General features: G+C 57.2%; 11 protein-coding genes and 1 pseudogene. 1 reads left to right on the forward strand and 11 read right to left on the reverse strand.

Features of this window, described 5'->3' with window-relative positions:
* Positions 1–227: 227 nt before the first annotated feature.
* From MCRY_RS23485 to MCRY_RS21715, 9 genes and pseudogenes are all read right to left on the reverse strand, one after another.
* Positions 228–506 (reverse strand): annotated as a pseudogene (locus MCRY_RS23485) (IS6 family transposase); the annotation flags it as partial.
* 85 nt (positions 507–591) lie between these two features.
* Entirely contained in the window at positions 592–1527 is a 936-nt protein-coding gene (locus MCRY_RS21680) for a phosphotransferase (protein ID WP_085633772.1), read from the reverse strand.
* Position 1528: 1 nt separating this feature from the next.
* On the reverse strand, positions 1529–2470 hold the full coding sequence (locus tag MCRY_RS21685) for a phosphotransferase (protein ID WP_085633774.1): 942 nt from the start codon (positions 2468–2470) through the stop codon (positions 1529–1531).
* The gene (locus tag MCRY_RS21690; RefSeq protein WP_085633776.1) at positions 2467–3741 is read right to left on the reverse strand and encodes a Zn-dependent hydrolase; all 1275 of its coding nucleotides are present in this window, start codon (positions 3739–3741) and stop codon (positions 2467–2469) included. Before MCRY_RS21690 ends, MCRY_RS21685 begins: the two co-directional genes overlap by 4 nt.
* Positions 3738–5579 carry a dipeptide ABC transporter ATP-binding protein gene (locus MCRY_RS21695; protein ID WP_085633777.1) on the reverse strand — a complete coding sequence of 614 codons (1842 nt, stop codon included), beginning with the start codon at positions 5577–5579 and terminating at the stop codon, positions 3738–3740. Before MCRY_RS21695 ends, MCRY_RS21690 begins: the two co-directional genes overlap by 4 nt.
* A gap of 2 nt (positions 5580–5581) precedes the next feature.
* The gene (locus MCRY_RS21700; protein ID WP_085633779.1) at positions 5582–6499 is read right to left on the reverse strand and encodes an ABC transporter permease; all 918 of its coding nucleotides are present in this window, start codon (positions 6497–6499) and stop codon (positions 5582–5584) included.
* On the reverse strand, positions 6499–7479 hold the full coding sequence (locus MCRY_RS21705) for an ABC transporter permease (RefSeq protein ID WP_085633789.1): 981 nt from the start codon (positions 7477–7479) through the stop codon (positions 6499–6501). Before MCRY_RS21705 ends, MCRY_RS21700 begins: the two co-directional genes overlap by 1 nt.
* 63 nt (positions 7480–7542) lie before the next feature.
* Complete coding sequence (locus MCRY_RS21710; protein ID WP_085633781.1) at positions 7543–9111, reverse strand: ABC transporter substrate-binding protein; 1569 nt, start codon at positions 9109–9111, stop codon at positions 7543–7545.
* Between the two features lie 48 nt (positions 9112–9159).
* Positions 9160–9945 (reverse strand): inositol monophosphatase family protein, encoded by a 786-nt coding sequence (locus MCRY_RS21715; RefSeq protein WP_217808259.1) that lies wholly within the window; start codon positions 9943–9945, stop codon positions 9160–9162.
* Positions 9946–10132: 187 nt separating this feature from the next.
* Here MCRY_RS21715 and MCRY_RS21720 point away from each other — a divergent pair, with 187 nt between their 5' ends.
* Complete coding sequence (locus tag MCRY_RS21720) at positions 10133–10915, forward strand: DeoR/GlpR family DNA-binding transcription regulator (RefSeq protein WP_217808260.1); 783 nt, start codon at positions 10133–10135, stop codon at positions 10913–10915.
* 16 nt (positions 10916–10931) lie between these two features.
* Here MCRY_RS21720 and MCRY_RS21725 read toward each other — a convergent pair whose 3' ends face one another.
* Both MCRY_RS21725 and MCRY_RS21730 read right to left on the reverse strand, forming a co-directional pair.
* Positions 10932–11225 (reverse strand): transposase, encoded by a 294-nt coding sequence (locus MCRY_RS21725; RefSeq protein ID WP_085633785.1) that lies wholly within the window; start codon positions 11223–11225, stop codon positions 10932–10934.
* A 53-nt stretch (positions 11226–11278) separates the two neighbouring features.
* Complete coding sequence (locus MCRY_RS21730; protein ID WP_085633787.1) at positions 11279–11986, reverse strand: IS6 family transposase; 708 nt, start codon at positions 11984–11986, stop codon at positions 11279–11281.
* Positions 11987–11997 lie beyond the last annotated feature (11 nt).

The following is an 11997-nucleotide window of genomic DNA, read 5'->3' on the forward strand; positions in this document are numbered from 1 at the left end:
GAAATTACAGTCAAAAGCCTGTAAACAATCCAGAAATTGATCAGATTATTAAAAGATTTATGGCGGAGGGAACAGGACCGGGGTCGAACCTTCTCTGCCACGTAAGCCATTGAACTTATTATGTAGGGATGTTGTTTTAATCCCATCCGCTGCAATCGCGACTGAGATCCAAATTGTCCTTTCAGTCCCTTGCTTTCATGATCAACCACCCGCCACAGGTAGTGCTACTCGCCAATAATTTTCACGATACTCTCGTCCGTTTCCCACTGCCAGTTCGAATACTACCACATCTGCTGTACAGGTTTTCGGCGGATCTCAGCGGCAAATATCGGGCCAAATTTATTCCACCAGTTCCGCAGGGTTTCGTGGCTGATGCCTATGCCGCGTTCGTGTAATAGATCCTCGACATTGCGGAGCGAAAGTGGAAATCGATAGTACATCATGACCACGAGGAGAATGATCTCAGGGCTGCCGTGAAAGTACTTGAATAGGTCGCTTTTTTTCATGAGTGAAGGCTATGGAACCGTCCCGCCCGCCTCAAGTAGATTTATTCTGACAAATCCGACTAAAGTGCTGATGTAAATGTTTCCATCACACTCGGGAGAGGTGCATCGCCCAGTCCGGCGCGTTCATGATGCTGCGCAGGCGCATCAGCTTCCATTGCCCGTATTTGAAATAGTCGAAATCAAGCGCCGAAACCTTTTGCTGAACGAATGACCACAGCGACCATTTCACGTCGGCCAGAGCCTTGTGAACTGTTACGCGCGACACGATCTCTGGCCGCACCTCACCGAAATAGGCTTCGATCAACTCGGCTTCCTGATCGGGAGTAAAAAACATCTCGCCAAACCAGATTCCCAGATCGTAGCACCGATCGTTCATGGACGCGTATTCGTAGTCGATCAACATTATTGAACCATCTGTTCCGATCATGAAATTGCCGGGCATGGGATCATTGAAACAGGGGGTCAGATCAAGCCCCGATGCCTCCAGCGCCGAGCGAGCCAGTCGGTACTGCCGATCCAGCCATGTGTAGTCGGGCGGCAGCCAACCACCGAGTTCAGCGACCTGATCGACATGTTCATCAATCATGTCAAACACAGTTTTTTTCAACGTCAAGGCTTCGATGGCATGCATTTTTCGGTAGGCGCCAATCGCAGCCAGGCGCGTATCCTCACGGGCAAGATCGCTGTTCGTGCAGGCCCGCCGATCCGCGATAAAATCGTGGATCTCGATGCCGTCGTCGTAAAGATCGTCGTAGACCGTTGGACCAAGCCCCGCCGCCGCCGCCTTACGGCTCGCGTCAAAAGCCGCGCGGCGATCGATGAACATCTCGGTGCCTGCCCCGGGAATCTTGACGAAATACTCCTGAGGTTCATCCTCAAGCCGGACGCGGAAATTCGAATTGCTGATGCCGCCGTAGACAGGGGCGTAGCGCAAGGGCCTGTCCCGGAACCTTTCGGCTTTGACCACGGCCCTCTCCAAAGCCTGTTCCAGCGGTGTTGTGGCGTCTCCGATCTGTTTCATCCTAATGCCCCCCTGACACATGGCGGACCGTTTCTTCGAACAAACGGTCCGCGATCACCCTGCGGCACCGCATGAAGCGCCATTCCGAATATTTGCGAAATTCGATGGAAATACGTTTGGAAACATGGGAATTTATCGCGGCACTGATCGCCCATCCAAGGTCGTCAACCGCACCATAAAGACGGGCCCGGCCTAACAAACTGGGGTCCACATCGTCGTTCCAGAGCTCGATCCAGGCTATGGCATCTTCGTCGAAGACTTCGGCCTCTGCCATCAGGACGCCAAGATCAAAGGCCGGGTCATTCATCCCGGCCAGATCGTAGTCGAGCAGAATGACCCCGCCGTCCTCGTGGATCATGATGTTGGACGCACAGCCGTCATTCCGGCAGGGTTTCATCTTTGCGGGTGTGGCAGCAACGGCGCTGCGCACTTGATCCGCGCCGTCCATCAACCATTTCACGTCCACAGGTAGCGGGGCCTCGACCTTTTCCGCCCGGCGATACAGGTCCTCAACTCTCTGGAAGGGATTGAAGGTCTCGGAAAGTTCGGGGCCGTTGTGCAGGCGTCTGGTCGCGTCGACAACGCTCTGTCGCACCGATTTATTCTTGAGATCAAACATGGTCGCCGTTCGCCAGCCATCGCCCAGATGGGGCATCAAAAGGGTTCCGGTTTCAGCATCGGCCATCAGGATCTCAGGGCCCATGCCCAAAGACCCTGCGATTTTGGCGGCCTCGACGATGGGTGATGGGGTGAATTCTGCATGGCTGTCGCTGTGCAGAACACGCAGCACGCGAGGCTCCTGACCGGGATCATCGATACGCCAAAGATCGTTTTCGACCGCGATGTGCATTGGCGACATGATGGCTTCCCTCAAACGGGAGAATGTGGCCGTTTCAGACTGCCCCATGAGGGCAGCAAAGGCGGCTTCAGCGTCGGCGCTCATGCGTTATCTCCCAGTGTTCGGTCCAGATCACCACCGGCTTGGGCAATTGCATGGATCATACCGGCAAGAACATTGGCTCCGTTCATCAGATCTTCCGGCTTGGAGTATTCGGTTGGATGATGAATGACGCCGCCAACGCTCGGGATTGCAATGACGATCCCCGGCATCTTCCGGCTGACTGGCACGGCGTCATGACCACCGATCGTCTCCAATTGCATCGTGCCCAGTCCAAGCGCTTCGGCCTGTCTCTCGCATAAGGCGACGAGGCGCGGGTCGAAGGCGCCGGCCTCGCGTCGGTCGATGGAGATGACTTCATGCGTGACGCCGACCTTTGCCGCGCTTTCCCTTAGAACCTCCATAAGCTCCACCTCGGCGGCGTGCAGGTCATCCGGATCGGGCGAACGCAATTCGAGGAACATTGTCGCAAGATCGGCCACCATGTTGGGCGAGTTCGGCTGGATCACAAGACGTCCACATGACGAATAAAGCGCGCCGTCACGACGGTCGGATATCTCGCGTGTGCCGACAATCGCATGGGCTGCGGCGAGGGTTGCATCGCGGCGGTCGCGCATCAACGTGGGGCCGGTATGCGCGGTTTCGCCGTGCATCGCCGCACGGATTTTGAGCGCACCCCAGTAGCGCGCGAACGGGCCGATCTGAAGGTTCGTCTTCTCCAGTTCATCGTTCCCCTCGACGTGAAGTTCAATGTAGATGTCGGCGCGCGGTGCTGCGTCCTTGCCACGATAGCCTGTACGTTCCAACTCGTCCCCTACGGTGAGGCCCGCGCCGTCACATCGGGTCAAGGCATAGTTGAGACCAAGCTCCCCGCAGTAGACACTGCTGCCAAGCAGGCTGGGTTGAAACCGCGCACCTTCTTCGTTCATCCAGTCGACGATAACGAAACTACAGGCGGGCGGCGCGCCGCTGGCTTCGGCCTCAGCGCGCAGGGCTTCGACCGCCGCGAAAGCCGCAATGACGCCATATGCCCCGTCGAAGCGACCGCCGAAGGGCTGGCTGTCCAGATGCGAACCGACCATGATCACTGGGGTATCCTCGCGCGCGTTCGCCTCCAGAACCGCGAAGACATTGCCGATTTCGTCAATCCGGATTTGGTATCCCCGGTCGTGCAATTGCCCGAAGAACCAGTCGCGCGCCAGCCCGTGATCCGTAGTGCCGGCTTCACGGTTCAGCCCTCCATCGGAGGTCGCACCAAAATCGGATATCTTCTCCATGAAGCTGGAAAAAAGGTCTGGATCGACCGTGAGCGTCATGCGGACACCTCCTTGGGGACTGTATTTTCGGAATCGAGCAGATGGCAGGCGGCCCTATTGAGGCCGCCGCGGCTTTGCAGGCGTGGGTTTTCGATCAGACACCGGTCGAAGGCCTGAGGGCATCGCGAGGCAAAGGCGCATCCGGACGGAAGGTCGATGGGACTGGGCGGTTCGCCATCCAGCAGGCAATCCTCACTCCTGTAGCGGCGGCTCTCAAGGGTCGGAGCGGCACTGAGCAACGCGCGTGAATAGGGATGGCCGGGGTTGAAAAACAGGGTCTCGTTTTCGGCCAATTCCACAACTTCCCCCAGATACATCACTGCCACACGCGCGCAGACACGGCGTACCATCGCAATGTCGTGGGAGATGTAAAGATAGGTCACCCCGTGTTGCGCCTGAAGTTTTTCCAGCAGGTCCAGAAGCTGCCCCTGTTCGGTCTGTCCCAGAGCGGACAGCGTTTCATCCATCAGCATCAAACGCGGCTCGAGGATCAGCGCACGCCCCACATTGACGCGCTGGCGCTGCCCGGCGGTCAGGACCATGGGCAATTCTTCGTAGAGACTGGCAGGCAGCCCGACCTCCGCCATGACCTCCAGCACGCGCGACCGGCGTTCCTTGCGCGAGGCAAGCCCGTGAATGACCAGCGGCTCTCCTATTATCGTTCCGATCGAATTGCGCGGTGGCAGTGAATTGTAGGGGTCCTGCAAAACCAACTGCATACGGCGCCGGAACGCGCGGGTGCCTTCCTTGCCGCGCCCGAAAATATCCTTGCCCTCGAAGGTGATCTGGCCGGTGTCTGGTGGCTCCAGCGCGGTCAGAAGGCGGGTCAAGGTGGATTTGCCGCAGCCGGATTCCCCGACGATGCCAAAGTTCTCACCCTCGTAGATGTCGAAGTCGACATGCCGCACCGCTTGCAGGATGCGCTTTGGCCCAAAATTCAGCAGGCCACGCGAGGCAAGGGCGTAGTTCCGGCTTACATCGCGCACGGACATGATCGGACGGGCATCCTCCGACGCGGGCTTCAGCCGGGATCTATCGTCATGGGCCCAAAGTGTGGGCAGCTCGTCGATCAATTGCCGTGTCTCAGCGCTGCGCGGGGATGTGATCAGGTCGGCCGTCGGCTGTTGTTCCACGGCGATGCCCCGGTCCAGTACGATGACCCGATCCGATACATCCGCGACCGTGGGCAGAGAGTTGGATACAAAGAGGATAGAAGTATCGAATTCGTCCCTCAACTCGCGCAAGAGCTTCAGGATTTGCGCCCCGACGGTCACGTCGAGCGGTTGGGTAATACTATCAGCAACGATCAGGCGCGGGTTGGAGACGAGCGCGTCGACGATCATCGCCCGCTGCATCATGCCACCGCTGTACTGAAAGGGATATTCGTTGAACCGCTGGTCCGAGGACGGGATGCGCACAGCATCCAGCAGGGCCACGACCCGTTCCTGTGCCTTTCGATAGGAGGTGCCCGGTTCCACCGCCTGCAGTTTCTCGACGATCTGTGCCCCCACGGTCATGGTAGGGTCCAGTGCACCGGATGGGTTGCCGCCGACATAACCAATCGCCTTGCCGCGCAGCAGGCGGGTTTCCCTGTCCGACATGGTGAGGATGTCGCGGCCTTCGAACATAACCTTTCCTGTGACGACCCGCAGCGGGCTTTCAAGCCAGTTTATGATCGCCTTGGCCAAAACAGATTTACCCGCCCCACTCCCGCCGATGACGCCTAAAATGCCGCGCGGTTCCAGCGTGAAGGAAATATCCGTCAGAACCCGTGGCGCGGACGCACCCTCGCCCACGGCCACGGTCAGGTTGCTGACGTCGAGCAATGGGGTGCCCATAGTCATGCCTCCCCACCGTGAACCCGGTTGCGCGAGCGTTCAAGCGCAGCCCCCATCAGGTTGAGACTGATCAGGGTCAGGAACAGAAATATCCCCGGCACCGTGGCGATCCACCAGGCATTGACCAAATACTTGCGGCCATCCGCAATGATGTTCCCGAAGGTCGGTGTCGGCGGCTGAACGCCTAATCCGAGAAACCCCAGAACAGATTCGAAGATCATCATGCGCGCGATATCAAGAACGGCGACAAAGGCGATGGGCGGCAGGCAGATCGGCAGCAGGAGCAGGAACATGATGCGGAGGTCGGATGCGCCCAGAATAGTGGCGCCCCGGACAAATTCGCGTTTTCGTTCGGCCATGACGACGGACCGCATGACCCGTGCGTAGACGGGCCAGCCCGAAAGACCGAGGACTAGAATGATCGCTGGAATCGTGGGGCGCGCCACGCCAAGGATCGCGATTGCCAGAATAATCATCGGAATGGAAAGTTGCGCGTCGGTGATCCGCATCAGGATGGTGTCCGTCAAACCGCCCCGATAGCCCGCCAAAAGGCCGACCAGCGCCCCGACGGCCAGCATCACGACCACTGTCGTCAAGCCGATGAGGAGCGAATAGCGCAGGCCCACGAGCGACCGCATCAGCATATCACGCCCCAGTTGATCGGTTCCCATGGGATGGGTCCATGACCAGCCCTCGCCCATGAAGGCCGGCGGCATAAGCTTGGCACGGATATTGATCTTCAGCGGGTCGATGCTGCTGATCATCGGCCAGAAGATCGCCAGCAAGACCATCGCTGAGAACACGAAAAACCCTACGCGAAACTCATAGGATCGCCAGGCACCAAGTACGACCCGTTGAGCGATGGTCAGCGCCTGGACGTTGTCCACTGCCGGAATGTCGATATTCGAAATATTTGTCATCAGTATTCCAACCTTGGGTCGATGGTGGTTGCGACGAGATCAACGATAATGTTGATGACGACGAAGGCCGCACTGGTGACTATTGCAATCCCCTGGATCAGGGGGAAATCGCGCTGCAGGACCGCGTTGATCGTCAGTAGGCCCAGCCCCGGATAGTCGAAGATGAATTCGACGACCAGCACCCCGCCCAGCAGCATGGAAAACTGCACACCCAGCAGATTCAAAAGCGGCACGGAGGCGTTTTTCAGGGCATGTGCCATGACGATCCGCCGGTGGCCGATGCCCCGGATCGCCGCCACCGAGATATAATTTTCGCGCATGTTTTGGGCCACGGATACGGTCAGGCTTCGGATCAGGAAGGGCGCTATTTCAACAGCGAGTACGATGGCTGGAAGGATTGTGTAGGCAAAGCCCTGGTATCCGATGGCAGGCAGCCAGCCAAGATTGACGGACAGAACCAGCGCCAAAACGATACCCAGCCAGAAGTTCGGCAAAGAAATGAACAGCGATCCCATATAAAGCGCCAACCGGTCCGGCCATTTGCCGGGCCTCAGGCCCCCGTAGATGCCGACAGGCAGTGCCACGATCAGGGCGAAGGCCATGGCCAACAGGGCCAATTGGAGGGTGAAGGGCGCGGTGTCTGCGATCAGATCGAAAACCTCCGCCCTCTCCGAGCGAGTATTATCGTCGAAACTGGCACCACCTACCGCCGCGCCGCTGGCGGGGCGGATGAACGACTGACCGAGATCGCCCTGCAGAACGCCTCCCATGTAGCGGACGAATTGCACGGGGATCGGGTCGCGCAGCCCCATGTCTTCGGCGATCTGGTCGATCACGTGGTCTGGGGCCATACCGCCTGCCATCAGACGTACCGGATCACCGGGGATCACCCGCAAAAGTGTAAATATCAGAAAACTGACAAGAAAGACGATGATGACGCCCTGCGCCAGCCTCCGGATCAGAAAATTGACTATGAACACGATGAAGCCCCCGCCGACATGCATGCGATGGCGCCGTCCCTGTGCCGGGACGGCGCCGCCCGTTCAGACAAAAGCAGCCTTGGAGGCGTCGATCGCGCCGTCCGGATAGAGAAACAGACCCTGCAGATCGGACCGCATCGCGTGGACCAAAACCGAGGTAAAGAGCGACAGCGCCGGGGCACGGTCCGCCAGCATCGGCGTCAACTCTTCCTGAATGATCCTACGCCGCTCCTCGAGTGTCGAGGCGGAGCGTTCTTTATCCAGAAGGGCGTCGATATCGGGATCGACCAGACCCGTGATCCGTTTCGATGAAGAATGAAAATGGGTTCTCAGCACCAGATCAGGCTCGGGGGATCCGGTGGACCAGCCGCAGTCGATCATATGTCCAGGACCACCACCTTCGCGGTCATAGAGGTTCTCGTTCCATGCGGCGACTTCCATTACGTTCAGCGTGACCGGAAAGCCCTGCTCCTGCAGCAGTGCCGTAATGACCTCGCCATATTCCTTGGTCTTGGGGTAGAAGCCGACTGAAGTGATGTATTCCAGTTCGGGCAGACCCTCGCCATTGGGGTATCCGGCCTCTGCCAGAAGCCGCTGGCATTCCTCAGGGTCGTACTCGGGATAGTTGTCCAGATCGATATACCCGAATTTGATAGGAGAAATGAAGTTCTTGGACGGTGATCCAGACTCCCCTAGCACCTCATAAATGATTTCTCGATCGATCGCGTGGCAGGCCGCCTTGCGCAGCAAGGGGTTATCGAAGGGCGGCTTGGAACAGCGGAACCAGAGATACTTGTTTTCAACCGACACCATCTTGCTCAGCGTGATGTTAGGCTTACCAGTCAGCGTTTCGATCTGCTCCGGCTCAAGCCGCTCGATGATCGACGCCTGACCGTTCAGCATGGATAGGATCCGCGTGGTCGCATCCCCCACAAAGGAGTAGTTTACCCCGGGCACTTTGGGCGCACCCATGAAATATTCGTCGTAGGCTTCCAGCACCGTGTCGTTGCCGCGCTGTTCTACGAAACGAAAGGGGCCGGTACCGTTCAGCCGCTGGCTGAGCGGGCCATTCGGGCCTGCCGCGATATCCTTTGCCGACATCATTGGAAGATAGGATGCAAGGAAGATGAAGAGACTGGCGGCGTAGCCACCTTTGGACGTATCAACGATCACCGTCATGTCGTCAGGCGTTGTTACCTCAAAACTGTCAGTCGGCCCCGGATACCACTGCGCCGGTCGATCCGGTTGCGCGCCATATTCAAAAGTGGCTTTCACGTCCTTTGCCGCGAAGGGCTCTCCGTCGTGGAACTTCACACCGGGGCGCAGCTTGATCTCCAGGCGGAAACCATCGAGCAGCGTGATGGATTCCGCCAGCTCCATATTGGTTTCATCGGGATTTTCGGGACGCATCGGTGTACGGGACAGATAGCCCATGACATAGGCTTCGATGTTCTTTTGTGACAGCGTCGTGTGTGCGGTGGGGTCCCAGTTGCCGGTGATATTTTCTGCCGACAGGAAGATAATTGGCTCTGTTGTTTGTGCATAGGCTGAGCTGATGAAAAACCGGGGGTCGATTTGCGTCATTCCGGCTGCTGCGCCAACGCTTGCCAAAAGGCTGCGACGAGTGATCATGGTTTCTTTCTCCGTAGTTGGTGGGCAAGATGCCTTTGTGTTTTCTATTTATTTGGTCTCTTTGATAATTCGAAGCGCTTGCGCGTGCAGGTCTGCGGTGGCTGATGCCAGCACGTCGCCTGGGGAGTTCAATGTGAGCGGCCGTCCCTGCCAGTCGGAGATGACGCCGCCTGCCTCTTCAATGATGACGGTCAGCGCCATGAAGTCGAATGGCTTCAGTCCCGCTTCGACAATCTGGTCAAGATGCCCGGAGGCCAGTAAGCCGTAGGCATAACAATCCCCGCCCAGACGTGTTATCGCCGCCTTGGCGGATAGACTGTCAAACACTCTGCGGTCACGCGCATCAAGCAGATGGATCGAGGTCGACGCGAGCGAAGCCTCGGCAAGTGAAGTCTTGCTGCTGGTGACGCAGGTGACATCGTTTAATGTCGCCCCCTTGCCGCGCTGTGCGATCCAGCGCTCGCCGGTCGCGCAGGCGTCGATCACACCAAAGGCCGCCCGCTCGTCTACGACAAGACACAAGAGCACGCCAAACAGGGGCGACCCAGTTGCAAAGGCCCCTGTCCCATCGATTGGGTCGACGACCCATATGCGCGGCCGTTCTCGCCCGCTGACGCCCGTTTCCTCTCCGAAAATGCCATCGTCAGGAAATCTTTTTTGAACCAACATGCGAAAGGCATCTTCGATTTCAGTATCTGCAAGCGTTACCGGCGTTTCGTCAGGTTTCCAGGCCAAGCCGTTTGTTTTGCGAAAGTACGACATTGCTGTCCCCCGTGCCTCGTCAGCAAAGGACGTTGCGAATTCCAGTTCGGGGCAAAGATTCGCTTCCAGCACACGCAACCTCCTTGGATAGGAACACCTGATAAAGGTTAACCATCTTGGAAAGGTTTGCAATAAAATACACAACTGCACAAATACGCAAATCGCGGCAATGCAGAAATTACCTAAAAAAGGGAAATTATGCTCATTTCTTGTGCATCAAGTGGCCAAAAACTTGCACAATCGAGGTGGGAAGCGGTATGTGATCGCAGATTTTTTGGATTCGGAACGCGGGGCTGAATTGTTAAAAGAAGAGCGAAAGAGCCGAATCCTCTCCATCTTGCGGGATCGGGTAAGCGCACGCACGATTGACATCGCTGCAGAGCTTGGCACCTCGCGCGAAACCGTCCGGCGCGATCTACTGACGTTGCACGCGGAAGGTCGGCTCGAAAAGATCCACGGTGGTGCTATGATCGACCTGCAGTCGACCGAGAAACCCTTTCAGGTCAGGATGGGGCGGAACTGGGCGGAGAAATTAGAGATCGGCCGGCGCGCGGTGGACTTGTTGCCACCCGGGTCTGCGGTGTTTCTTGATGCGGGGTCTACGACGGCCGCTTTTGCGGAAGTTCTGCGAGACCGAGCGACCAATATAAAAGTCTTCACAAACCTCCAACCGGCAGCGCAAATTTTGGGGCGAAAAGCGTTTTTTCTGGGTGGAACATACAATGACGACGTGCCTGCCACCTTTGGCGAACTGACACTGGCGAATATCGGACAGTTCAATGCCGACTTTGCAATTGTTTCACCGACTGCCATACATCAGACTCAGGGTCTGATGTATTATGAGTTACACGAATGCGAGATTGCCAGAGCCATGATCAAGAATGCCCGAAAAACACTCGTTCTTGCCGACGCAAACAAGTTGGATGCCACCAGCCGCGTACGTTTGGCTGAAATCGCCTGCATCGATATATTGGTCACGAATTCTGAGGCGGAGCCCAAGCTGCTTGACATGTTTCGTGAACGCATTTCCGAGGTTTATTGAGAAGTATCCGTCTTGATCAAGCGGTTTTTGGCGCCCACATCCGATCAGCTTTGACCAGCGCGTTTGCCATTTCGATGAGCTTACGCATGACGACGACGATGGCGACCTTTGCGGGTTTTCCGACTGTTCGGAGGGCATCATATTTGGCCTTGAGATCCGGGTTGAACCGCATGGCGACCAGTGCGGGCATGTAATGGGCGTCGCGCAGAGGTTTGCGTCCGCCTCCGATGAATGACTTTCCCTGCCATTGACCGGATTGTCGGGTGATGGGTGCAAAACCGGTCAGGCTGGCCACCTGTTTACGCTGCAAGGTGCTGTCAGACGAATGCGAACCAGTCTCTGTTCTCCAGTAGCCTCAATCTGTTAGGCTGCGCAGAGACCGCGCAACTCGGTCAGAGCGGCGGCGCGGTTCAGCTTGAAATTTGATCGGCTGTAAAGGTGGCGCTCCGCATTGAAATGGTTGTGGACTGAGCCGTGAACGGCGGCGAATTTCTGTAAAGTTCGCATCCGCCTAAAGCGAAGCATAGCCCGTTCTCGCCTTCGAAATGGCTGGTGTGAATTTTCAGCCCTGTTGTTTTTCCAGCGGCCGGTTTCTTGCCGATCAGCGTTGCCGATCTCCTTCATCGCCGCGCCGTAGGAACGTAACTTGTCGGTGACGAAGATATGTGGGCGACCATGGCGTTTCATGGTTTTTCGTAAGAATTTCAAGGCTGCCTTGCGATCACGGTGCTTTGTGACAAAGCTTTCCAGGACTTCCCCTTCGTGATCCACAGCCCGCCAAAGGTAGTGTGTCTCGCCGTTGATCTTCACGAACACCTCATCCAAGTGCCATTGCCAATTTGAATATGCGCGCATCTGGCTGACCCTTTTCTTGCGGATCTCTGCGGCAAACAGCGGGCCAAATCTGTTCCACCAAAATCGAACCGTTTCGTGGCTGATGTCGATGCCGCGTTCGTGCAACAGATCCTCCACGCTCCGAAGCGATAACGGGAAACGAACATACGTCATCACGGCCAGACGGATGATCTCGGGGCTCGTCTTGAAGTAGCGAAAAGGCCTGCGTTTTGTCATCCTGCGACGCT

It is taken from the genome of Marivita cryptomonadis (assembly GCF_002115725.1).
Lineage (GTDB): Bacteria > Pseudomonadota > Alphaproteobacteria > Rhodobacterales > Rhodobacteraceae > Marivita > Marivita cryptomonadis.

Bases quoted from the DNA above. Each gene is read 5' to 3' on its own strand.
- MCRY_RS21680 (WP_085633772.1), bottom strand. From the start codon at position 1,527: ATGAAACAGATCGGAGACGCCACAACACCGCTGGAACAGGCTTTGGAG.
- MCRY_RS21685 (WP_085633774.1), bottom strand. From the start codon at position 2,470: ATGAGCGCCGACGCTGAAGCCGCCTTTGCTGCCCTCATGGGGCAGTCT.
- MCRY_RS21690 (WP_085633776.1), bottom strand. From the start codon at position 3,741: ATGACGCTCACGGTCGATCCAGACCTTTTTTCCAGCTTCATGGAGAAG.
- MCRY_RS21695 (WP_085633777.1), bottom strand. From the start codon at position 5,579: ATGGGCACCCCATTGCTCGACGTCAGCAACCTGACCGTGGCCGTGGGC.
- MCRY_RS21700 (WP_085633779.1), bottom strand. From the start codon at position 6,499: ATGACAAATATTTCGAATATCGACATTCCGGCAGTGGACAACGTCCAG.
- MCRY_RS21710 (WP_085633781.1), bottom strand. From the start codon at position 9,111: ATGATCACTCGTCGCAGCCTTTTGGCAAGCGTTGGCGCAGCAGCCGGA.
- MCRY_RS21730 (WP_085633787.1), bottom strand. From the start codon at position 11,986: ATGACAAAACGCAGGCCTTTTCGCTACTTCAAGACGAGCCCCGAGATC.